At 72.0% G+C, this 20,843-nt stretch carries 20 protein-coding genes; 7 read left to right on the forward strand and 13 right to left on the reverse strand.

The window, feature by feature from the left end; genetic code table 11:
* Nucleotides 1-8: 8 nt before the first annotated feature.
* The 8 genes from AC3ANR_RS12730 to AC3ANR_RS12765 all read right to left on the reverse strand — a co-directional run bounded on the left by AC3ANR_RS12730 (nucleotide 9) and on the right by AC3ANR_RS12765 (nucleotide 7,803).
* Complete coding sequence (locus AC3ANR_RS12730; protein ID WP_488288479.1) at nucleotides 9-512, reverse strand: hypothetical protein; 504 nt, start codon at nucleotides 510-512, stop codon at nucleotides 9-11.
* Nucleotides 513-829: 317 nt separating this feature from the next.
* Nucleotides 830-2,098, reverse strand: a complete 1,269-nt coding sequence (locus AC3ANR_RS12735) for an acetyl-CoA hydrolase/transferase family protein (protein ID WP_488288480.1) — start codon at nucleotides 2,096-2,098, stop codon at nucleotides 830-832.
* A gap of 101 nt (nucleotides 2,099-2,199) precedes the next feature.
* Nucleotides 2,200-3,342 carry a CaiB/BaiF CoA transferase family protein gene (locus tag AC3ANR_RS12740; protein WP_488288481.1) on the reverse strand — a complete coding sequence of 381 codons (1,143 nt, stop codon included), beginning with the start codon at nucleotides 3,340-3,342 and terminating at the stop codon, nucleotides 2,200-2,202.
* A gap of 309 nt (nucleotides 3,343-3,651) precedes the next feature.
* Nucleotides 3,652-4,296 carry a bifunctional 4-hydroxy-2-oxoglutarate aldolase/2-dehydro-3-deoxy-phosphogluconate aldolase gene (gene eda / locus AC3ANR_RS12745; protein WP_488288482.1) on the reverse strand — a complete coding sequence of 215 codons (645 nt, stop codon included), beginning with the start codon at nucleotides 4,294-4,296 and terminating at the stop codon, nucleotides 3,652-3,654.
* 107 nt (nucleotides 4,297-4,403) lie between these two features.
* On the reverse strand, nucleotides 4,404-5,423 hold the full coding sequence (locus AC3ANR_RS12750; protein WP_488288483.1) for a TRAP transporter substrate-binding protein: 1,020 nt from the start codon (nucleotides 5,421-5,423) through the stop codon (nucleotides 4,404-4,406).
* A 41-nt stretch (nucleotides 5,424-5,464) separates the two neighbouring features.
* The gene (locus AC3ANR_RS12755) at nucleotides 5,465-6,715 is read right to left on the reverse strand and encodes a TRAP transporter large permease (protein WP_488291803.1); all 1,251 of its coding nucleotides are present in this window, start codon (nucleotides 6,713-6,715) and stop codon (nucleotides 5,465-5,467) included.
* A 108-nt stretch (nucleotides 6,716-6,823) separates the two neighbouring features.
* Complete coding sequence (locus AC3ANR_RS12760) at nucleotides 6,824-7,273, reverse strand: TRAP transporter small permease subunit (protein ID WP_488291804.1); 450 nt, start codon at nucleotides 7,271-7,273, stop codon at nucleotides 6,824-6,826.
* 47 nt (nucleotides 7,274-7,320) lie between these two features.
* Nucleotides 7,321-7,803: a gluconokinase gene (locus AC3ANR_RS12765; RefSeq protein WP_488291805.1), complete on the reverse strand. Its 483-nt coding sequence runs from the start codon at nucleotides 7,801-7,803 to the stop codon at nucleotides 7,321-7,323.
* 185 nt (nucleotides 7,804-7,988) lie between these two features.
* Between AC3ANR_RS12765 and gntR the strand changes: the two genes are divergently transcribed.
* The 3 genes from gntR to AC3ANR_RS12780 all read left to right on the forward strand — a co-directional run bounded on the left by gntR (nucleotide 7,989) and on the right by AC3ANR_RS12780 (nucleotide 11,001).
* On the forward strand, nucleotides 7,989-9,014 hold the full coding sequence (gene gntR / locus AC3ANR_RS12770) for an HTH-type transcriptional regulator GntR (RefSeq protein ID WP_488288484.1): 1,026 nt from the start codon (nucleotides 7,989-7,991) through the stop codon (nucleotides 9,012-9,014).
* Nucleotides 9,015-9,232: 218 nt separating this feature from the next.
* The gene (locus AC3ANR_RS12775; RefSeq protein WP_488288485.1) at nucleotides 9,233-9,940 is read left to right on the forward strand and encodes an OmpW/AlkL family protein; all 708 of its coding nucleotides are present in this window, start codon (nucleotides 9,233-9,235) and stop codon (nucleotides 9,938-9,940) included.
* 215 nt (nucleotides 9,941-10,155) lie between these two features.
* Nucleotides 10,156-11,001 (forward strand): hypothetical protein, encoded by an 846-nt coding sequence (locus AC3ANR_RS12780; protein ID WP_488288486.1) that lies wholly within the window; start codon nucleotides 10,156-10,158, stop codon nucleotides 10,999-11,001.
* A gap of 65 nt (nucleotides 11,002-11,066) precedes the next feature.
* Here AC3ANR_RS12780 and AC3ANR_RS12785 read toward each other — a convergent pair whose 3' ends face one another.
* Genes AC3ANR_RS12785 through AC3ANR_RS12795 form a run of 3 tightly spaced genes read right to left on the reverse strand, consistent with a single transcriptional unit; the run spans nucleotide 11,067 to nucleotide 13,675 of the window.
* A complete protein-coding gene (locus AC3ANR_RS12785; protein ID WP_488288487.1) occupies nucleotides 11,067-12,341 on the reverse strand; it encodes an MFS transporter in 1,275 nt (424 codons plus the stop codon).
* Between the two features lie 40 nt (nucleotides 12,342-12,381).
* Entirely contained in the window at nucleotides 12,382-12,756 is a 375-nt protein-coding gene (locus AC3ANR_RS12790; RefSeq protein ID WP_488288488.1) for a protein tyrosine phosphatase family protein, read from the reverse strand.
* 34 nt (nucleotides 12,757-12,790) lie between these two features.
* A complete protein-coding gene (locus AC3ANR_RS12795; RefSeq protein ID WP_488288489.1) occupies nucleotides 12,791-13,675 on the reverse strand; it encodes an MBL fold metallo-hydrolase in 885 nt (294 codons plus the stop codon).
* Nucleotides 13,676-13,829: 154 nt separating this feature from the next.
* Here AC3ANR_RS12795 and AC3ANR_RS12800 point away from each other — a divergent pair, with 154 nt between their 5' ends.
* Nucleotides 13,830-15,209: an MBL fold metallo-hydrolase gene (locus tag AC3ANR_RS12800; protein ID WP_488288490.1), complete on the forward strand. Its 1,380-nt coding sequence runs from the start codon at nucleotides 13,830-13,832 to the stop codon at nucleotides 15,207-15,209.
* A gap of 13 nt (nucleotides 15,210-15,222) precedes the next feature.
* Here AC3ANR_RS12800 and AC3ANR_RS12805 read toward each other — a convergent pair whose 3' ends face one another.
* Both AC3ANR_RS12805 and AC3ANR_RS12810 read right to left on the reverse strand, forming a co-directional pair.
* Nucleotides 15,223-16,581 carry an ATP-binding protein gene (locus AC3ANR_RS12805; RefSeq protein ID WP_488288491.1) on the reverse strand — a complete coding sequence of 453 codons (1,359 nt, stop codon included), beginning with the start codon at nucleotides 16,579-16,581 and terminating at the stop codon, nucleotides 15,223-15,225.
* Nucleotides 16,578-17,240 (reverse strand): response regulator, encoded by a 663-nt coding sequence (locus AC3ANR_RS12810; protein WP_488288492.1) that lies wholly within the window; start codon nucleotides 17,238-17,240, stop codon nucleotides 16,578-16,580. Before AC3ANR_RS12810 ends, AC3ANR_RS12805 begins: the two co-directional genes overlap by 4 nt.
* Before the next feature lie 148 nt (nucleotides 17,241-17,388).
* Here AC3ANR_RS12810 and dsbD point away from each other — a divergent pair, with 148 nt between their 5' ends.
* From dsbD to dsbG, 3 genes are read left to right on the forward strand one after another with little or no spacing between them, the layout of a single operon-like run.
* A complete protein-coding gene (gene dsbD / locus AC3ANR_RS12815; protein ID WP_488288493.1) occupies nucleotides 17,389-19,155 on the forward strand; it encodes a protein-disulfide reductase DsbD in 1,767 nt (588 codons plus the stop codon).
* The gene (locus tag AC3ANR_RS12820) at nucleotides 19,152-19,982 is read left to right on the forward strand and encodes a TlpA family protein disulfide reductase (RefSeq protein WP_488288494.1); all 831 of its coding nucleotides are present in this window, start codon (nucleotides 19,152-19,154) and stop codon (nucleotides 19,980-19,982) included. The genes dsbD and AC3ANR_RS12820 overlap by 4 nt, the downstream gene beginning before the upstream one ends.
* Nucleotides 19,979-20,830, forward strand: a complete 852-nt coding sequence (dsbG, locus tag AC3ANR_RS12825; protein WP_488288495.1) for a thiol:disulfide interchange protein DsbG — start codon at nucleotides 19,979-19,981, stop codon at nucleotides 20,828-20,830. Before AC3ANR_RS12820 ends, dsbG begins: the two co-directional genes overlap by 4 nt.
* The last annotated feature ends 13 nt before the right edge of the window (nucleotides 20,831-20,843 follow it).

Raw genomic sequence — 20,843 nt, forward strand, 5'->3', positions numbered from 1 at the left:
CTGCGGCCCTAGCCGAGCTTGCGGTCTTCTTCCTTCGCCTCGGCCATGGCCTCGGGCTCCAGCCGCTCCGCGGCCACGTTGGCGCGGATGAACCATCCCCACGCCGCCAGCACCAGCGCCGTCGCCGCCAGCAGCACGCCCGCGTAGAGCAGGTTCTCCAGGCCCTCGTGCACCGCCTTGAAGGCGGCCACCAGGCCCTCGATCGCAAGGGCCACCACCACGACGACCAGGAATCGCGAGAGGAAGCGCCGCACGCGCGTGGGCGCGCTGACGTGCGCGGCGCGGATCACCTCCTCCTCCGCGATCGTCTGCGCGATCTGCATCGCCACGACGGCCGAGGCGAGCAGGCCCACGGCTTCGATCACGGCATTGGCCGTCCCAGCCGACAACCCGGTCTGCAGGGCGTCCCAGCTGGTGCGGGCCGCCACCAGCATCAGCACCACGCCGGCGGCGGCGAACAGCACCGCCATGAGGGCATGCACCGCCGCGAAGGCCGTGAGCAGGGCTTTCATGGCTGCCCCCGTGCGCCTGGCCGGCGTGCCGCCCCGCAGGCGGTGGCCTCGTGCGTGTCCATCCTGTGCTCCCAACGCCGAGGTGCCGGCGCCTGCGCCGATGCTGCACCGCCGAGCAGCCACCCTTTGTAGGCGCACGCCGACTCGTTCAGCCCGGGCCGCGTCCCGCGGGTAGCAGCCGCGCCGTGTCGCCATCACCGGCACGCCTGGCGAGCCCCTGCGCCCTGACCTAGTCCGGCGTCCGCAAGCCCTGAACGTGTTCGGCGATGTGGCCCAGGATCATTCCGCGGCGGCCTGTGCGATCCCGTCGGTGAGGTTCATGCGAACTCCCCCCAGACCTGCCGCGCTTCGCGCAGCAGCGTGTCGCGCCGCTCGGGCGGGGCGATCGCCACCATCGCGCGGATGCGCTCGCGCAAACCCAGGCCGCGCAGCCGCGCGATGCCATGCTCGGTGGCGATCACGTCGACGTCGCTGCGCGCGGTCGTCACCGGCCCCGAGAGCCGGCTGACGATGCGGGACTCGCCCTTCTTGCCGCTGGACGGCAGCGCGATGATCGAGACGCCGCCCTCGGACTGCGCCGCCGCACGCACGAAATCCACCTGGCCGCCCACGGCCCCGATGTAGTCGGTGCCGATCGCCTCGGCGTTGACCTGGCCGGTGAGGTCCACCTCCAGCGCCGAGTTGATCGAAACCAGGTTGCGCAGCTTCGACAGCGTCGCGATGCCGTGCGTATAACTGGTCGGGCACAGGCGCAGCTGCGGGTTGCGGTCCGCGAAGCGGTACAGCCGCTGCGTGCCGAACAGCAGGCCGCTGATCGTGACGCCGGGGTCCATGCCCTTGTGGGTGTTCGTGACCACGCCGCGCTCCATCAGGTCGGCCACCGAGTCGCCGATCATCCCGGAGTGCACGCCCAGCTCGCGCCGGTCGGCCAGCATGGCGACGATGGCCTCGGGCACCGCGCCGATGCCCACCTGCAACGTCGCGCGGTCGGGGATCAGGTCCGCCAGGTGCTCGGCGATGCGGCGCTCCAACTCGCCGAACGGCGCCGCCGGCAATTCGAGTGGGGCCCGGTCGGTGTGCACGGCCACCGTGATCTCGTACTGCCGCAGCGGCCGGTCGCATGGCGTCCACGGCACCTGGGCATTGACCTCGGCGATCACCACCCGCGCCTTGGCGATCGCGGTGCGCACGTAATCGTTGACCAGGCCGAAGCTGTGCTCGCCCCGCTCATTGGCCGGGCTGACCAGCAGCATCACCACGTCGGTGCGGATCTGGCCGCCGCGGATCAGGCCCTCGATGGACGAGGTGTGGCATGGCACCGGCTCGAGCGCGCCGGCGCTGGCCAGCTTGCGCAGCGTGCCGATGCCGCCGAAGCCGCGAAAGCGCAGGTGGTCGGCGTGCTCGGGCTGGAAGCTGCGCGAGAAGCCGGAGCCGAAGAAGATGCCGGCGCCGCTGTAGCCGGCGCGCTGCTGCACGAGCTTTTCGGTCAGGCTCACCGGCTCGCCGCAGCCCTGGCCGAAAAGGATGCCGTCGCCCGGGCGGATGTGCTGCGCCAGGTCGAGTTGCTCGAGAGCTTCGACGCGCATCGTCAGGCCTCCTGCGCGGCCAGGACCTGCGCGCGCTCGCGCAGGGGCACGAAGTCGACGCTGGATTCCTCGTCGTGCAATCCGGCCATTCGGTGGGTGTCCTAGTCGAGTGCGGCGGCGAGTTCGGTGTCGCCCAATCCCCAGGCGCGGGCCCATTCGCGTGCATCGCCGTCGGTCCCCGGGGGCGAAGGCTGGTCCGGCGGCGTGGCAGAGAAGCGCGGCGCCGGCGCGGGCTGCGTGATCCCGTCGGCGGTGAAGAAGGCCCCCCGCGCGGCGTGCTGCGGATGCTGCGCGGTCTCGCGCGGCGCCAGCACGGGCGCGAAGCAGCCGTCGCAGCCTTCGAGCGCGGCGCACCAGTCGGCACGGGTGCGCTGCGCGAAGATCCGTTCGAAGCGGCTGCGCAGCGCCGGCCACTGGCTGCGGTCGTCGAAGTCAGGCAGTCCGGCGACGTCGGCGCCCGCATCGCGGAGCTTGTCGACCAGCACCCGGCGGAACTTCGCCTCGATCGGCGCGATGGAGACGTATTCGCCGTCCGCGCAGCGGTAGACGTCGTAGTACGGCGCGCCCGAGTCCAGCAGGTTCGTGCCGCGCGGGCCGTCGTGCAGGCCCGCGGCATGCAGGCCGTGGAAGGGCGTCATCAACGCGTTGACGCCTTCGGTCATGGCGGCGTCGACCACCTGGCCCGGGCCGCCGGCGCGCACGTGCAGCATCGCGGCCACCATGCCGAAGGCCAGGAACATCGATCCGCCCGCATAGTCGCCCAGGAGGTTCAAGGGGGGCGTCGGCGCAGCGCCCTCGCGGCCGATCGCGTGCAGCGCGCCGGCCAGCGCCACGTAGTTCAGGTCGTGGCCGGCCACGCGAGCCAGCGGTCCCGTCTGGCCGAAGCCGGTCACGCGGCCATAGACGAGCCGCGGGTTGTCCTGCAGGCAGGCCTCGGGGCCCAGGCCGATGCGCTCCATCGTCTGCGGGCGAAAGCCCTCGATCAGGCCGTCGGCCTTCGCCACGAGCGCGCGCGCCAGGGCCACGCCGGCAGGCTGCTTGAGATCGACGCGCAAGGTGCGCTTGCCGCGCAGCAGCAGGTCGAACCGCGGCGGCCGCTCGATGCCCAGCCCGCTCGGTTCCACCCGGTCGATGCGGATCACCTGCGCGCCCAGGTCCGCCATCAGCATGCCGCACAGCGGGCCGGGGCCGACGCCCACGAATTCGACGATGCGGATGCCCGCGAGCGGCCCCGCGCGCGTCATTCGGCCTCCTGCCGGGCGGCGTCGTTGTTGCGCGGGGATGGCGAGGCGAAGCGCCCCATGGCCATCGACGTCATGTCGATGAGGCGGATGCCGTGAAGAGGTTCCATGGCGGGCGATGCGCTCCAGAGTCGTGCTGCGGATGCCGGCGCACGGGCTCCGACCCACCGCGCCGAGTATTCGTGTCCTCGGACGAGTCGTCCATGGGGGAAACGTGTGATGCCGGGGCCGGGCAGTCTTGGGCGACGTGATGGCCTTCCACGGCAGCGACGCGCCGCTGACGCTGCCGCTGCCGACGGACTCGACTTGGCGCTACGCCGTCGCGCAGGCCAGCGCCTGCGCGGCCAGCTCCCGCACCCGGTCCCAGTCGCCGGCTGCCAGCGCGTCGGCCGGCGTGATCCAGGAGCCGCCCGCCATCGCGACGTTGGGCAGCGCCAGGTATTGCGCCAGGTTCGCCGGCGACACCCCGCCGGTCGGACAGAAGCGCAGGTCCGGCAAGGGGCCGGCCCAGGCCTTGAGGGTCTCGACCCCGCCGACCTGCGCGGCCGGGAAGCACTTGAGCAGCGTGTAGCCCGCTTCGCGCGCCGCCATGGCTTCGCTCGCCGATGCCACGCCCGGCACGAAGGGCAGGCGCGCCGCACCGACCGCGTCCAGCAAGGCCGGCGTCGCGCCCGGGGACAGCGCGAAGCGCGCGCCGGCGTCGAGCACCTGGCGCACCTCGTGCGCGCGGGTGACCGTGCCGGCCCCCACGCACATCCCGGGCACGGCCCGCGCGATGGCTTCGATGGCGGCCAGGGCCGCCGCGGTGCGCAGCGTGACCTCGACGACGTCGATGCCGCCGTCCAGCAGCGCCTGCGCCATCGGGACGGCCTGCGCCGGATCGGCGACCACCACGACGGGAACGACGCGGGAACGGAACGAAGGAAGGGAGGAAGGATTCAAGGTCGGGCCAGGCATGCGGATGGCGACCGCAGGCAGCGCGCTGCGCCGCCCGTGCCGTCCGTTGAAAAAAAAAGCCGATGCCCGCCGCGAGGCGCGCACCGGCTGGCAGGGACGCGCGCGGGCTACTTGCCGCCGCGGATCTTCTTCAGCTCGGCCTGGGTCTCGTTCCACAGGTCCATGCCGACGTCGGCCGCGATGGTGGCGTTCACCTTGGTCAGCTTGTCGCGCATGCGGGCGGACTCGGTCGCGGGCAGCTCGTTGATCTGCATGCCCTTGGCCTTCAGGTCGGCCAGCGCCTTGGCGCCTTCCTCACGGGTGTCCTTGCGCTCGAAGTCGCGGCTGGCCTTGGCGGCGTCCAGCAGCACCTTCTGCTCGTCCTTGGACAGGCCGTCCCACCACTTCTTGGACACCAGCACGATCCACGGGCTGTAGACGTGGTTGGTGACGCTCAGGTACTTCTGCACCTCGTAGAACTTGGACGACAGGATGGTGTTGTAGGGGTTCTCCTGGCCGTCGACCGTCTTGGTCTCCAGCGCGCTGAACAGCTCCGAGAACGGCAGCGGCACGGCGTTGGCGCCCAGGGTCTTGAAGCTGTCCAGGTAGACGTTGTTCTGCATCACGCGCAGCTTGATGCCGTCCAGGTCTTCCATCTTCTGCACCGGACGCTTGCTGTTGGTCAGGTTGCGGAAGCCGTTCTCCCAGTAGGCCAGGCCGACCAGGCCCTTGTCCTGCAGCTTGTCCATCACCTTCTGGCCGATCGGGCCGTCCAGGACGGCGTCGGCTTCCTTGGTGTTGTTGAACAGGAACGGCGTGTCCCACAGCGCCATTTCCTTGGTGATGCCCACCAGGGTGGCGGTGGAGCCCACCATCATCTCCTGCGCGCCGCCGATCAGGGCCTGCTGCATCTGCACGTCCGGGCCGAGCGCGGCGGCGCCGATGGCGCGCACCTTCATCTTGCCCTGCGAGGCCTTCTCCACCTGGGCGGCGAACATCTTGGCGGCGCGGCCCTGGTTGCTGTTCTCGTTCAGGCCGTAGCCGAAGCGGATCAGGCGCGGCTTGATGTCGGCGGCGAAGCCGGCGAGGGGCGCGAGCAGCGAGGCGGCGGCGGCCGCCGCGAGCACGGTGCGACGAAGGATGGTCATGCTTGTCTCCATTGCGAGGGTGGGGGAAGGGAAATGCCGCATCAGCGCATCCACGCGACCGGCATGGTGACCAGCTGCGGGAAGGCGGTGAACAGCGCGAGGATCAGGACGTAGGTCACCAGGAAGGGGTTCACCCCCTTGATCACCTGGTGCAGCGACAGCCGGCCGACGCCGGCCACGACGTTCAGCACGGTGCCCACCGGCGGCGTGATCAGGCCGATGGCGCCGTTCAGCACGAACATCAGGCCGAAGTACACGGGGTCGATGCCGGCCTTGGTGGCGATCGGCAGCATCACCGGGGCGAAGATCAGGATGGTGGGCGTCAGGTCCAGCGCGGTGCCGATCAGCACCAGCACGATCATCATCACCGCCATCAGCAGGCGCGGGCTGTCGACCAGCGGGCCGAGCCAGCCGGTCAGCACGGTGGGCAGGTCCGCCAGCGTGATCATGTAGCTGGCCACCTGGGCGCCGGCGCACAGGAACATCACGATCGCGGTCGTCTTGGCCGCGCGCACCAGCACCGGGCCGATCTCGGCGATGCGCATCTCGCGGTGGATGAACAGCGCCACGGCCAGCGCGTAGAACGCCGCCACCACGGCCGCTTCGGTGGGCGTGAAGATGCCGGTCTTCATGCCGCCGATGATGATCAGGGGCATCAGCATGGCCCAGAAGGCCTTGGCCGTGGCGCGCAGGCGCTCCTTCATCGGCAGCGGCTCGCCGGCCGGCAGCTCGATCTTGCGCAGCACCAGCTTCCAGGCCACGATCAGGCCCACGCCCATGATCAGGCCGGGCACGATGCCCGAGAGGAACAGCGCCGAGATCGAGGTGTTGGTGGTGACGCCGTAGATCACGAACGGCATCGACGGCGGGATGATGGGCGCGATGATGCCGCCCGAGGCCAGCAGCCCGGCGGAGGTGGCCATGGGATAGCCCTGGCGCTTCATCATCGGCAGCAGGATGGTGGCCAGCGCCGCCGTGTCGGCCAGCGCCGATCCGCTCATGCTGGCCATCAGCACCGCCGCGCCGATGGCCACGAAGCCGAGGCCGCCGCGGATGTGGCCGACCCAGGCCTGCGCCATGTCGATGATGCGCTTGCTGATGCCGCCGGAATTCATCAGCTCGCCGGCCAGGATGAAGAACGGCACGGCCAGCAACGGGAAGCTGTCGATGCCGGCGACCAGGTTCTGGGCCAGCAGCTGCGTGTCCCAGAAGCCGAGCACCCAGGCCATGCCGGCGCCGGTGAGCACCAGGGCCAGCGCCATGTTCATGCCGATGCCCATGAGCACCAGCATGCCGGCGGAAAAGACGATGAAGGCGAGTGCTTCGGGGGTCACAGGACCACCTCCATGCTTCGCATTGCGATGGGAGCCCCTTCGGGCGGCCGTGCGGTGCTCATGCCATCACTCCACTTCCGCCGCGTGGCCCAGGTCGAGCGGCTCGCGCTTGACCAGTTCGATCACCGCCATCACGCCGATGGCGACCGCGCACAGCAGCGCCGGCAGCGGAAGCAGCGCGGCCGGGTAGCCCAGCACCACGGAGCGGCTGCCCATGCCCACCACCACCTGCTGCCAGGCGCCCCAGGCGAGCAGGCCGCAGCCGAGCAGCACCGCCAGGCGGATCAGCACGGTCATCGCCATCATCGCGGCCGGGCGCTTCTGCAGCAGGCCCACCAGCGAGGTGAAGGCCATGTGCTCGCCGGCCGGATAGGCGGCGGTGGCCCCGATGAACACCATCCAGACGAACAGCAGGCGCGACAACTCCTCGCTCGCGGCGATGCCGCTGCCGAAGCCGTAGCGCAGCACCACGTTCACGAAGACGGCGACCGCCATCACGCCGAGGCAGCCGGCCATCAGGAAGTTGCTCAGGCGCTGCAAGCGCCCCGGGGCGGCGGGAGGGTTCACGGGGTCTCCTTGTCTTGCAGCCAGTCGGCGACCTGGCGCAGCAGGCCCTCGGGCGGCGCGAGCGCGTCGACGCGCAGCACGCCGGGCTCGCCCACCGGCGATTCCAGGGTCGCGAACTGGCTGTCCACCAGGCTCGCCGAGAAAAAGTGCGAACCGCGGCCGGCCACGCGTTGCCGCGCCGAATCGCGGTCGATGTCGAGAAAGACGAAGCGCAGGCCGGGCGCGGCCTGGCGCAGGCGGTCGCGGTAGGCGCGCTTGAGCGCCGAACAGGTGAGCACGACGCCCTGGCCGTGGGCCGCGAGCTGCGACCCCAGCACTTCGAGCCACTGCGCCCGGTCGGCGTCGGTCAGCGCGGTGCCGCGCGCCATCTTCTGGCGGCTCTCCGGGCTGTGGAAGTCATCGCCCTCGACCAGCGGCAGCCCCTGGGCGGCGGCGATCGCCGCACCCACGGTGGACTTGCCGCAGCCGGCGACGCCCATGATGACGAGACGATGGCTCAAGGGATAGCGCTATCCAAGAAAGGCTGAAAAACTGCACGTGGCAAGAACGGTGTCGATTCGGCCCACGGGACACGGCCCGTGGTGGCCGGACTGCCTTGCCAGTGCAATCGGATAGCGCTATCCTAGCTGGCACCCCACCCCACCGTATCCGGGTTTCCACTTAGATGCATTCGAAGCCTGCCCGGCCGCGCGCCACCGGCCGAGTCACCCTGGCGGACGTCGCCCGTGCCGCCGAGGTGAGCCCGATCACCGTCTCGCGGGCCCTGCGCGGCGAGCGCGCGGTGGATCCCGAACTGGTGGCCCGCGTGCAGGCCGCCGCGGCCAGGCTCGGCTACGTGCCGGACCCGGCCGCCCGCGCCCTGGCCTCGCGCCACGGCAACCAGGTCCCCCTGCTGGTGCCGGCCCTGTCCAACGCCCTGTTCGTCGACCTGCTCGAAGCGGCGCAGGAGACGCTCGGCGATGCCGGCTACCAGACCCTGATCGGCGTGACGCACTACGACCCGGTCGAGGAAGAACACCTCCTGCGCAGCCACCTGCTGCAGCGCCCCGCCGGCCTGCTGGTCACGGGCTTCGACCGCAGCGAGGCGAGCCGCCGCCTGGTGGAGGGCAGTCGCGTGCCCTGCGTGTACCTGATGGAGACGTCCGACCAACCCGGAGTGCACAGCGTGGGGTTGTCGCAGGCGGACGCCGGCCGCGCGATGACGCGCCACTTGCTGCAGCGAGGGCGCCGGCGCATCGCCTTCGCCGCCGCGCAGCTGGATCCGCGCACGATGCAGCGCCTGGAGGGCTGGCGCGTCGCGATGCGCGAGGCCGGACTGCATTCGCCCGTGCTCGAATGGCTCAATCCCCATCCCTCCTCCATCGCGCTGGGCGGCGTCATGTTCGAGCAGATCATGGGCCAGACACCGCCCGTGGATGCGATCTTCTTCTGCAACGACGACCTGGCGCAGGGCGCGCTGCTGGCGGCGCTGCGGCTCGGGATCCGGATCCCGGAGCGGGTGGCGGTCGCGGGGTTCAACGACCTCACCGGCAGCGACCAGATGATCCCGCCGCTCACCACCATCCGCACCCCGCGTTCGGAGATGGGCAGGCAGGCGGCCACCATGCTGCTGCAGTTGATGCGCGGCGAAGCGGTGCCGCGCCGCTGCATCGACCTCGGCTTCGAGCTGGTGGAACGCGGCAGCACCTGAGGCACTGAAGAGCGCCGGGGCGAGGTTCGCTCCGGCTCGATGCGCTGCGGCCGTGAGCACGCCCTGGTCCGGTCGCGTCGCCGCCAGTCCGCCAGCGTGCTCAGCCGCAGCGCAGCTCCCGTCGCATTTGCACCCCACTTGACCCCGCGCAAGGCGCCGGCAACGCGTCGCTCCTAGATTGGCCCCAGCACCGCCATGGAGGCGGATCGGAGGTTGCGATGGTCGACAGGTTTTCCCTCCCCGGTTCGTCGCTGGCCGTGGCGATGCTGCTGGCATCCACGGGCGCGATGGCGCAAAAGGCCGGCGACACGATCCTGGGCCTGGGCTTCGCGGCCATCGCCCCCCGCGAGTCGCTCGGTCCCCTGACCTCGGTGGGCCCGGCGGCGCCGGTGTTCAATGCCGCCACCGCGGGCGCCACGGCGAGCATCGACCGGGTCGACACGATCACGTTCAGCGTTCTGCACATGTTCACGGACCACTGGGCCGCGGAGCTGAGCCTGGGCGTGCCGCCGAAGTTCACCGTGGACGTGCAGTTGCGGTCCGGCCCGCGTCCGGGCGCGGCGACCGCGCGCGAGCTCACGCCGGCGCTGGTGGGCAAGTACCTGTTCCGCAATCCGGGCGACCGCGTGCGCCCCTACCTCGGGCTGGGCGTCACTCATGCCAGCTTCTCCAACGTGACGGCCAACAAATCGGACCCGATCGTGGCGAGCCTGGCGCGGGACTCGGCGTCCCTGAGTTCGTCGTGGGCACCGGTGTACAACGCGGGCCTGATCTACAACATCAACGAGCGCTGGTCGGTGAACGGCTCGGTGTCGTACATCCCGCTGCGCACCGATGCCACCTTCGTGGGCTCGGGCACCACCACCACCGGCCGCCTGACACTCAATCCGGTCGACTACGTGGTGCGGCTCGGCTACAAGTTCTGAGCATGCCCGCGCGCGGTCCGGACGGCACGGCGTCGGATCGAGACGGTGCCCTGACCCGAGCCCGCAACACCTGACCGGAGGATCGACGACGGCGGGCGCAGACATCGCCCGCCGGAGATCCTGGCGCCGTCCTACGGGATCCAGCTCCACCGTCGACGTCCGCACGGCGCGGCCGTTTCTTAGGGTGTTCGCTTCGCGGACTCCAAGCCATCACGATGCCGACGCCATCCGCCCCCGGCCGACGGGGCCTGCCCCGCCTTCTCCTTGCCGGCGCGCTGCTCGCGCTGGCGGCCATCCTGGTCGCGCTCTGGGTCCGGGCCCGGCAGGAGCCACCGCCCGCGCGCCCTGCCGTGTCGCCCGCCGCCGCGCCAGGCCAGGGAGCGCGGTTCGCCACGCAGGGCCCGTTGCCGGACCTGCAGGGGGTCACCGCGTCCAAGGATGTGCGGGAGATCGCGAACTGGGCCTTCGCCACGGGCGACAACGAGGGCAAGTCCGTCGTCATCCTGGACAAGAAGGCAGCCCGGGTCTACGTGTTCGATCCCGCCGGCAAGCTGCAGGCGGACACGCCCGCGCTGCTGGGCGCGGCGATCGGCGACGACTCCGCCCCCGGCATCGGCGACAAGCCGCTGTCGGAGGTGCGGCAGGAAGAGAAGACCACCCCGGCCGGCCGCTTCGTCGCCGAACCCGGGCACAACACCCATGGCGAGGACATCGTCTGGATCGACTACGACGCCGCTGTGTCGATGCATCGCGTGCGCCCGACGGTGGCGGCGGAGCAGCGCCTGGAGCGCCTGAGCTCGCCGACCGAGGCGGACAACCGGATCTCGTTTGGCTGCGTCAACCTGCCGGTGGATTTCTACGAGCGCACCTTGAGTCCCACCGTGCAGAAGACCGGGGCCGTGATCTACGTGCTGCCGGAGACGCGCAGCCTGCGCGAGGTGTTCGGCTCGTGGGACGTGACCGATCCGCATGCGAAGCCGCCCAACCGGGACGATGCGGTGGCGCAGCGGCGGGCCAGCGTGGCCCGGGCGCCGCGTCAGGAGCGCGAATCCACGCCCTGAACCGGCGTGCCCTTGCCCTGAACGGTGACACGGCGCCTGCGCCGGCCACGGCCCCCGGCCGCGCGTCAGTGGGCCGGGTGCAAGCCCGGATTCGTCTCCTCGCCCCAGACGAACAGGACCGCACCCGACAGCGCCATCGCCACCGCCACGAACCAGAAGCCGCTCTCGATGCGCCCACCCAGCGCCGCTGCGGCTCCGAGCCCGAGGGCGCCGATGCCGTAGCCCAGGTCGCGCCAGAAGCGGTAGATGCCGATGGCCGAGGCGCGCCAGGCGGGAGGCGCGATGTCGGCGACGGCCGCACTGAGGTTGGGGTACAGCATGGCCATGCCCAGGCCCGAGATCGCCGCCGAGACACTCCACCATAGCGAGCCCTGGCCGAGCGGCATGAGCGCCACGCCGGCGCCACAGATTCCCATGCCCCAGGTGTTCATCAGGTGGCGGCCCACCCGGTCGGACAGCTTGCCGGTGACCAGCTGGGCCAGGCCCCAGGTGAACCCGTAGACCCCGACGATCCAGCCGATGCCGGGCAGGCCGACGCCGCGCTGGTGCAGGTAGACGGGCCAGAAGGCCCACACCAGCGCGTCGACGAATTTCTCCACCAGTCCCGCCTGGCTGATGGCTGCCAGGCGGCGGTCGCGCCATGTCATCAGCGCGAAGACTTCGGCGGTCGAGGGATTCGCGCCCACGGCGCGGGCCGGCGGCGGCTTGGCGGCAGCGTTCGGCACCGCCGCCCGGCGCATGTCGTCGCGCGCCCACGGCAAGGTCTCCGCGATCGCGGCCCACGCCAGCACGGTCGCCAGTCCGATCACGGTCGCGCCGAACCACAGCAGTCCTGCCCGCGGCCCGAGTGCCGACGCCAGGTAGCCGGTGGCGACCCCGGCCAGGGCGACGCCGACGTAGCCGGCGAATTCGTTCAGGCCGATGACCAGGCCCCGCTGGTCTGCCCGCGTGAAGTCGAGCTTGGCGGTCTGCGTCATCGACCACGTCAGGCCCTGGTTGACGCCGAGCAGCACGGTCGCGACCACCATCCACGACCAGCTCGGCGCGAAGTAGACCAGCGGCGGGATCGGCAGCGCGACCAGCCATCCCAGCAGCAGCACGGGCCGGCGTCCGATCCGCTCGGCCAGCCGGCCCGCCACGAAGTTCATCGCGCCCTTGACGAAGCCGAAGGCCACAACGAACGCGACGAGCAGCATGAAGGAGCCGCGCGGGACGCCGTACTCCGACTCCGCCAGCGCCGGAACGACGTTGCGCATCATCCCGATCGTCATGCCGACCAGCAGCACCTGCAGCAGTTGCTGCAGGAACTGCGAGAGGTTGTGCCGGATGCCGAACTTCATCGCGCGTTGGCGGGCGGGGTCCCGCCGGCAGGCCGGCGCGTCATGCGCCGTGCCCGGCGCCCTTCAGGTCCTGGCCCATGCGGTACAGCGCCGCGGACCGGCGGCCGGTGCGGCAGAAGGCCAGCACGGGTTTGGGCAACTGGCTCACGGCGTCCGCCATCCGGCGGGCGTCCTCCTCCGAATGCCCGGAGGGGCGCACCGGCACGAACCGGTAGTCGAGGCCCGCGGCCCGCGCCGCGGCTTCGATCTGCTCGCTGGTGGGCTGGTCGGGCCCGCCTTCGAGGTCGGGCCGGTTGTTGATCAGCGCGCGAAATCCCGCCTGGGCGGCAGCCGCCACGGCGGCCGGCATGAGCTGGCCGGTGACGTACAGCCCGTCGCCGACGAGCTGGGCCTGGATGGGTGGTTGGCGATCCATGCGGTGTGTCTCTTCCTTCGGGAATGTCGAGCGCTCAGGCCGCGGGCCTGGGCAACGCGTTGATCGGGATGCGCAGGTAGGCCACCCCGTTCTCGTCCACCGGCGGCAGCTGCCCCGCCCGCACGTTGACCTGGATCGAGGGCAGCAGCAGCGTGGGCACCTCGAGGGTGGCGTCGCGCGCCTTGCGCATCGCGACGAAGCCCTCTTCGGTGATGCCGTCGCGCACGTGGATGTTCCTGGCCCGCTGTTCGGCCACGGTCGTCTCCCACTGCGGCGCATCCCGGCCCTGGGGCGGGTAGTCGTGGCAGACGAAGACGCGGGTCTGCGCCGGCAGCTCCAGCAGGCGGCGGATCGACCGGTACAGCGTGTGGGCGTCGCCGCCCGGAAAGTCGGCCCGCGCCGTGCCCACGTCCGGCATGAACAGCGTGTCGCCGACGAAGACGGCTTCCTCGATCAGGTACGCCAGGTCGGCGGGGGTGTGCCCCGGCACGAGCATGGCCTTGGCTTGCAGGCCGCCGATCATGAAGGTCTCGCCGTCCTTGAACAGGTGGTCGAACTGGCTGCCGTCGGGCAGGAACGTGCGCTCCAGGTTGTAGATCTTCTTGAAGATCGCCTGCACCTCGCGGATGTTCTCGCCGATCGCCACCTTGCCCCCCACCCGCTCGTGCAGGTACCGGGCGCCCGAGAGGTGGTCGGCGTGCGCGTGCGTCTCGAGGATCCACTCCACCGCCAGCCCGTGCTCCCGCAGGTAGGCCAGGATGCGGTCGGCCGCCTTGCTGTCGGTGCGGCCCGCCTTGAAGTCGTAGTCGAGCACGGGGTCGATCACGGCGGCGGCCCGGGTGTCGGCGTCCCACACCACATACGACACGGTCCAGGTCGGCGTGTCGAAGAACGCCTGAATGCGGCTGCGCGAAGTCATCTCTGCCCTTCCTTTCAATCTACTTTCAAACATTATATCTATCGATAGATTGTTTTCAAGTCCGCCCTGCGGCGCCGCGCGGCAGAGCCACACGCGCGCATCCGCACCCACTATGCTCGTTCGCCCCCCCGCAACGTGGAAAGGAGCCGGTCGGATGTCGCTCGTGTTCGAACAGTCGTTGACCGCATCGATGGGCGATGCGAGCTACCTCGTCGGCGACGACGCGGCGCGCGTGGCCGCCGTCGTGGATCCGCAGCTGGACATCGAGCGCTACCTGCAGGCGGCCCGCCGGCACGGCCTGGCGATCCGCTACGTCATCCAGACCCACGTCCACGAGGACTTCGCCAGCGGCGCCCACGCGCTGGCACAGGCCACGGGCGCACCGCTGTGCCTCAGCGGCCACGACGCGCCCGCCTACGGGTTCCCGCACCGCCTCGTCCACGACGGCGACGAGCTGGAACTCGGCGGCATCGGCCTGACGGTCAGGCACACGCCGGGCCACACGCCCGAGCACATCGCGCTGCTGCTCGCCAAGGCCGCGGAGAAGGACGCCCCGTTCGCCGTGCTGTCCGGCGGCTCCCTGCTCGTGGACGCCGCCGGCCGGACCGACCTGCTGGGCCCCGAACGGGCCGATGCGCTCACCCGCGCACAGTTCCGGACCCTCACGCAGTTCTTCCTGTCGCTGGCCGACGGCGTGGCCGTGTACCCCACCCACGTGCACGGCTCGCCCTGCGGCGCGGCGATCGGCGACAAGGTGTCGACCACCATCGGCTACGAGCGCAAGCACAACGCGCTGCTGCAGCATCGCGACGTGGACGCGTTCCTGCGCGCCGCGCTCGACGACCTGCCCCCCAAGCCGCGCTACTACCCGCGGCTGAAGGACCGGAACACCCAGGCTCCGCCGGCGCACGCCGGCACGCGGGCGCCGGCCCTGCCGCCCGCGGACTTCAAGGCCCTGCTCGACAAGAACGAGCACCAGTTGCTCGACACGAGGCACATGCTGGCCTTCGGCGGCGGCCACATCCCGGGCGCGTGGAACATCGGCGCGGCCGGCCACCTGTCGATCCAGGCGGGCTGGATGCTCGATCCGGAGCGTCCCCTGTTGCTGGTGCTCGAGTCGGACGAGCAGCTCGAGACCGTGCTGGCGCACCTGGCCCGCACCGGATTCGAGCGCGTCGGCGGCTACCTGGCCGGCGGGATGACCGCCTGGCAGGACGCCGGCCTGGCACTGCAGCCGCTGGCCCAGTTGCACGTCCGGACGCTGGCCGACAGGCTTGAGGACTACGCCGTGCTCGACGTGCGCAGTCCCCAGGAATGGAAGAAGGGCCACGTGCCCGGCGCGCGCCACCTGTTCCTGGGCGAGCTGGCGCAGCAGCTGCCGACGCTCGATCGCACCAGGCCGGTGGCGGTGTACTGCGACAGCGGCTACCGCGCCTCGATCGCGGCCAGCCTGCTGCAGGCGCGCGGCTTCGACGCGAGCAACGTGCCGGGCAGCTGGCAGGCCTGGAGGGAACTCGGCCTGCCGGTCGAGTGACCGGCCAAGCGCATCAGGCGGGTTCGACGGCGGCCAGCGGCAGCACGAGTTCCGCCGCCAGGCCGCGCGGCGTCCGGGGCGCCAGGCGCAATGCGCCACCGTACCGCTGCGCAATCGTGCCGGCGATCGACAGGCCGAGTCCGCTGCCCGGCCCGCTGCCGGCGGCGCGCCAGAAGCGCCGGGTCGCCAGCGCGCACTCGGCGGCCGACATCCCCGGGCCTTCGTCGAGGACGGCGAAGCGCACCTGCCCGGCCTCGGCGCCGATCGCCAGCGTCACCGCCGAGCCCGGCGGCGCGGCCTGCAAGGCGTTGTCCAGCAGGTTCCTCAGCGCCGACACGAGCAGGGGCTCCGGGATGGCGGCGGCGGCCGGCGCCTCGGGCGCGGTGACGACGACCCGGGCCGCGTCCGGGCGCACCTGCTGCGACACCCGCGCGGCTTCCGCCGCGGCCTGTGCGGCATCGCACCGCTCGCTGCCCGCCGCCGGCGCCTCGCCCTCCAGCCGCGCCAGCAGCAGCAACTGCTCGATGGTCCGCTGCATCCGATGCACGCCGGCATCCGCGTGGTCCAGCGCATCGCGCACCTCGGGGTGCCCCTCGTCGCGCAGCGCCAGCCGCAGCACCTGCAGGTGCGTCTTGACGCCCGTCAGCGGCGTGCGCAGCTCGTGCGCGGCGTCGTCGGTGAAGCGCCGCTCGCGCGCCATCGCATTGCGCACGCGCTCCAGCAGGTGGGCGATGGTGTCCACCAGCGGCTTCAACTCCCGTGGCACCCGGGCCGGCGGCAGCGGGGCGTCGTCGTCGGGTTTGCGGGCCGCCAGCAGGCCGCGCATCTTCTCCAGCGGCGCCAGCCCGCGCCCGATGCCGATCCACAGCATCAGCAGGCTGCCGGCGAGCGCCACGCCGAACGGCACGGCGACCGTCAGCGCGACGTCACGCAGCAGGGCCTCGCGCAGGTCGATCCGGTCCGCGGTCGCGACCCGGATGGCGCCTTGCTGCAGCACGTAGGTGCGCCACGGCTTGCCGCCATAGAAGCGGGTGCTGTAGCCGGGCGCCGCGTCTTCCATCGGCGGACTGGCGCCGATGCGCGCGACCTTCTGCACGGACAGCTCGCCGCGCAGCAGGCTCACCTCGCACGCCAAGCCGTCGCGCGCCACCACGTCCATCAGGGCGGCCGGCGGTCCCCGCGTCCCCAGCCCCGGCGCCGCGAACTGCGTCGCCAGCCCGGCCACCATCCGCGCCGAGGCGGCCAGCCGCTCGTCCAGGGCCGTTCGCACTTCGGTGCGCAGGCCGGCCAGCATCCACGCCGCCACCAGTCCCCACAGCACGAGCAGCGAGCCGCCGATGATCACCAGCAGGCGGGCGCGCAGGCTGTTCATGCCGCCCTCCCGAGCCGGAAGCCGACGCCGCGCACCGTCTCGATCGCGTCGGCACCGAGCTTGCGCCGCAGGTGGTGCACGTGCACGTTGACGGCGTTGCTCTCGACGTCCTGCTCGAAGCCATAGACCCGGTCGCGCAACTGCTCGGGCGTCAGCACCTGCCGCGGGTGCTGCAGCAGCGCCGTCAGCAGCGCGCGCTCGCGCCGCGACAGCTCCACCGCCCGGCCGGCCACCCGCAGCTCGCCGGTGGCGGGCTCGAACTCCAGCGCGCCGTGCACGATCCGGTCCGTGCTGCGGCCGGCGGCGCGCCGCAGCAATGCATGCAGCCGGGCCACGAGTTCGTCGAGGTCGAAGGGCTTGAGCAGGTAGTCGTCGGCGCCGGACCGCAGGCCGCTCACGCGGTGCGCGACGGCGTCGCGCGCGGTCAGCACCAGGACGGGCAGGTGCAGGCCGCGGCCGCGCCAGCGCACCAGCAGTTCCAGCCCGTCCCGGTCGGGCAGACCCAGGTCGAGGATGGCGACGTCGAATTCCGCGGCGGCGATGGCGGCCTCGGCCCGGGCGGCTGTGTCCACATGGTCCACGGTGAAGCCGTGCAGGCGCAGGCCCGACACGATGCCGTGGGCGACCAGCGGGTCGTCTTCGATCAGGAGCACGTGCAAAGGATGGCTCTTTCCAGGGGCGCGGCGCGCGATGGCTGCCGGGCGGAAGGGGGGATAACGATGCCTTAATCCGCGGCCGCCAGACTCGGCGGCGATGCAGGACAGACCCGCCTTGGAACCTCGACGGCTCGCACAGTTCCGTGCCTGGATGCTGGCTCTGCTGTGGCTGCTGCCCTTCTGGACCGCGGCCCACGCCGACACGGCGTTCCTGCAGCCGGAGCAGGCGTTCAAGCTCGGCGTGGACGCCAGCGGCGACGGCAAGGTCACCTTGCACTGGTCGATCGCCCCCGGGTACTACCTGTACCGCGACCGTTTCGCCGTCGCGGCGGCGCCCGGCGGTGCCGCCCTGCCCGTCGACTGGCCCGCGGGCGAGCGCAAGGCGGATCCGAACTTCGGGACGGTCGAGGTCTTCCACCGGGACGTGAGCGTGGCGGTGGACACGAAGGCGGCCTCCGCGCTGGAGGTCACGTGGCAAGGTTGCGCCGAGCAGGGACTGTGCTATCCGCCGCAGAAGCAGACCGTGCAGTTGCCGGGCGCATCGGCCGCATCGGGCGCGGCACCGCCCCCGCCGGCACCGTCCGGGGTCGCCGCATCCACGGGTGGCTCGGCCGACGCCTGGAGCGACACCGGCATCAGCCGCACGTGGGCCCAACGCGGCCTGTGGTGGAGCCTGCCGCTCGCGTTCGTCCTCGGCCTGGGCCTGGCCTTCACGCCGTGCGTGCTGCCGATGGTCCCGATCGTCTCGGGCATGGTGGTGGGCCAGCAGGCGGGCGGGCGCCGCGCGCTGCTGCTGTCCGTGGCGTTCGTCCTGCCGATGGCGCTGGTCTATGCCGGCCTCGGCATGCTCGCCGCGCTGGCGGGCGCGGGCTTGCAGGCCACGCTGCAGAACCCATGGACGGTGGCCGCCTTCAGCCTGCTGTTCGTCGCGCTGGCGTTCTCGATGTTCGGCTTCTTCGAGCTGCAGTTGCCCGCGGCCGTGCGCGACCGGCTGGCCAGGGTCCGTGCCGGGGGCGGCAGCCTCGGCGGCGCCGCCGTCCTCGGCGCGCTGTCGGCCCTGCTGGTGGGCCCGTGCATGACCGCGCCCCTGGCGGGCACCCTGCTGTACATCGCCCAGAGCGGCAACCTGCTGCAGGGGGCGCTGCTGCTGCTGGCGCTCGGCCTGGGCATGGGTGTGCCGCTGATCGTGATCAGCACCCTGGGCGCGCGCTGGCTGCCCCGGCCGGGTCCCTGGATGAACCGCGTCAAGGGCGCCTTCGGCTTCGTCATGCTGGGCACGGCCGCCTGGATGGCGCAACGCGTCGTTCCCGGCCCGGTCGCCCTGCTGCTGTGGGGCGCGCTGCTCGCCTCGGCGGCGCTCACGGCCTGGCAGCTGGCCGCGCCCCAGCCGCACCGTGCCGGCGCCTCGCTGGTGGTGCGCAGCGCCGCCCTGCTCACCGGACTCTGGGGCGCCGCGCTGGTGCTCGGGGCCGCGGCCGGCGCCAGCGATCCGTTCCGGCCCCTGGCGGCGTCGCGCATGCTGGGGGCGTCGCCGGCCACGGAGAGCGCGAGCGAGTTCGAAGTGGTGCGCGATCCGGCCATCCTGCAGGCCCGGCTCGATGCGGCCCGCGCGCAAGGCCGGCCGGCGCTGGTGGACTTCTCGGCGGACTGGTGCACCTCGTGCAAGACGCTGGAGCGCGAGGTGTTCGGCAGCGCCCCGGTGCTCCGGTCGCTGCAGGGCGTGCTGCTGCTGCGCGCCGACGTCACGGCGGGCGACGCGCCGCAGCAGGCGCTGATGCGCCGCTTCCAGGTGATGGGTCCGCCCACCGACCTGTTGTTCGACGCGCGCGGCGCCGAGCGGCGTGGCGACCGTCTGGTGGGCGAGTTCGAAGCCACCGAGCTCCTGCGCCGCGTTCCCGACCTGAAGGCCGCCCTTTGAATTCCGCCATCACCCTCGGGCCGCTGGCCATTCCCGTGACGCTGCTGCTGGTGCTGGGCGCGGTGTCGGCGGCATGGTGGGCCGGCGGGCGCGTCGGCCAGCGGCGCGGGGTGTCCACCGAGGCCGCGCTCTTCGTGCTGCTGGGCCTGGTGCTGCTGGCGGCGCGCCTGGCGTTCGTCCTGCGGTTTCGCGTGGCCTACCTCGATGCCCCGTGGTCGATCCTGGACATCCGCGACGGGGGCTGGAGCCTCGTGGGCGGCGTGATCGGCGCCATCGCGGGCGCCGCCGTGCTCGTCGCCTGGCGAAAGGCGCTGGCCCGGCCACTGCTGGCCGCGCTCGGCACGGCCGCCGCGATCTGGGTGGCCGGCACCCTGGCTGCCGACGCGCTGCAGCCGCCGGCGCGCGGATTGCCTGCGCTGGAACTGCCGTCGCTGGCGGGCGGCGAGCCGGTCGCGCTGGCGGGTTTCAAGGGCAAGCCGGTCGTGGTGAACCTGTGGGCCACCTGGTGCCCGCCGTGCCGCCGCGAGATGCCGGTCCTGCAGCGTGCGCAGCAGCAGCACGCCGACGTGCACTTCGTCTTCCTCAACCAGGGCGAGCAGGCCGCCAGGGTGACCGCCTTCCTCGCCGCCCAGGGCCTGCCGTTGCGCAACGTCCTGCTGGACACGCACGGCCAGGCCGGCGTGCAGCTGGGCCATCGCGCGCTTCCCACCACCTTGTTCTTCGACGCGCAGGGCCGGCTGGTCGACACGCGCGTCGGCGAGCTCTCCGCCGCCACCCTGGCCGAGCGCCTGGCCGCGCTCGCCGCCCTTCGATCCGGACCCCCATGACCCGACGACCCGACTCCTCCATCCTTCCCCGCGCACCGCTGCGCAGCGCGCGCGTCCCGGCCATTGCGCTGGCCGCCGCCGCCCTCTCGTCGTTCGCGCTGGCGGCGCCCGAGCGCCCCGCCGCCCTGCAGGCCCTCGAAAAGCAGGGGGTCACCATCGTGGGCACGTTCCCCGCGCCCGGCGGGCTCACCGCCTGGGCGGGCTATGTCGGCCAGCGGCCGGTGGCGCTCTACGCCACGCCGGACGGCAAGCACGTGATCGCGGGCACGCTGCTGGATGCCGAGGGCAAGGAAGCGGCGGACGACGCCCTGGACAAGGCGGTGCGCGGCCCGATGTCGGCCGGGGCCTGGAAGCAGCTGGAGTCGAGCCACTGGATCGAGGACGGCAAGAAGGGCGCGCCGCGCACCGTGTACGTGTTCACGGATCCGAACTGTCCCTACTGCAACAAGTTCTGGGCCGACGCCCGGCCGTGGGTCGACAGCGGCAAGGTCGTGCTGCGCCACGTGATCGTCGGCATCCTCACGCCGACCAGCCCCGGCAAGGCCGCGGCGCTGCTGGCGGACAAGAACCCCGCCGCGGCGCTGGCCGCCTATGAGCGCGGGCACGCGGCACAGAACAGCAAGACCCTGGCCAGCGGCCGGCCGCGTCCCCTGGCCGACGACGGGCTCAAGCCACTGGCGGACATTCCGCCGGCGATCCAGGCACAACTGGCGGCCAACGAACGGCTGATGGCCGCGCTGGGCGTGCAGGCCACGCCGGCGATGGTCTGGCGCGATGCGACCGGTGCGATGCAGGTGCGCACCGGCGCGCCCGACTCCGTGCTGCCCGTGGTGCTGGGCCCGCGGTGAGCACGCGTCATTC

The sequence above is a fragment of the Ramlibacter sp. JJN2-2R genome (assembly GCF_057747835.1).

Coding starts and splice junctions, on each gene's coding strand:
- gntR (WP_488288484.1), top strand. CDS start 7,989: ATGCATTCGAAGCCTGCCCGGCCGCGCGCCACCGGCCGAGTCACCCTG.
- AC3ANR_RS12805 (WP_488288491.1), bottom strand. CDS start 16,581: ATGAACAGCCTGCGCGCCCGCCTGCTGGTGATCATCGGCGGCTCGCTG.
- AC3ANR_RS12790 (WP_488288488.1), bottom strand. CDS start 12,756: ATGGATCGCCAACCACCCATCCAGGCCCAGCTCGTCGGCGACGGGCTG.
- dsbD (WP_488288493.1), top strand. CDS start 17,389: ATGCTGGCTCTGCTGTGGCTGCTGCCCTTCTGGACCGCGGCCCACGCC.
- AC3ANR_RS12755 (WP_488291803.1), bottom strand. CDS start 6,715: ATGCTGGTGCTCATGGGCATCGGCATGAACATGGCGCTGGCCCTGGTG.
- eda (WP_488288482.1), bottom strand. CDS start 4,296: ATGCCTGGCCCGACCTTGAATCCTTCCTCCCTTCCTTCGTTCCGTTCC.
- AC3ANR_RS12775 (WP_488288485.1), top strand. CDS start 9,233: ATGGTCGACAGGTTTTCCCTCCCCGGTTCGTCGCTGGCCGTGGCGATG.
- AC3ANR_RS12735 (WP_488288480.1), bottom strand. CDS start 2,098: ATGCGCGTCGAAGCTCTCGAGCAACTCGACCTGGCGCAGCACATCCGC.
- AC3ANR_RS12765 (WP_488291805.1), bottom strand. CDS start 7,803: ATGGGCGTCGCCGGCTGCGGCAAGTCCACCGTGGGTGCGGCGATCGCC.
- AC3ANR_RS12780 (WP_488288486.1), top strand. CDS start 10,156: ATGCCGACGCCATCCGCCCCCGGCCGACGGGGCCTGCCCCGCCTTCTC.
- AC3ANR_RS12740 (WP_488288481.1), bottom strand. CDS start 3,342: ATGACGCGCGCGGGGCCGCTCGCGGGCATCCGCATCGTCGAATTCGTG.
- AC3ANR_RS12785 (WP_488288487.1), bottom strand. CDS start 12,341: ATGAAGTTCGGCATCCGGCACAACCTCTCGCAGTTCCTGCAGCAACTG.
- AC3ANR_RS12730 (WP_488288479.1), bottom strand. CDS start 512: ATGAAAGCCCTGCTCACGGCCTTCGCGGCGGTGCATGCCCTCATGGCG.
- AC3ANR_RS12795 (WP_488288489.1), bottom strand. CDS start 13,675: ATGACTTCGCGCAGCCGCATTCAGGCGTTCTTCGACACGCCGACCTGG.
- AC3ANR_RS12760 (WP_488291804.1), bottom strand. CDS start 7,273: ATGGCCGGCTGCCTCGGCGTGATGGCGGTCGCCGTCTTCGTGAACGTG.
- AC3ANR_RS12800 (WP_488288490.1), top strand. CDS start 13,830: ATGTCGCTCGTGTTCGAACAGTCGTTGACCGCATCGATGGGCGATGCG.
- AC3ANR_RS12750 (WP_488288483.1), bottom strand. CDS start 5,423: ATGACCATCCTTCGTCGCACCGTGCTCGCGGCGGCCGCCGCCGCCTCG.
- dsbG (WP_488288495.1), top strand. CDS start 19,979: ATGACCCGACGACCCGACTCCTCCATCCTTCCCCGCGCACCGCTGCGC.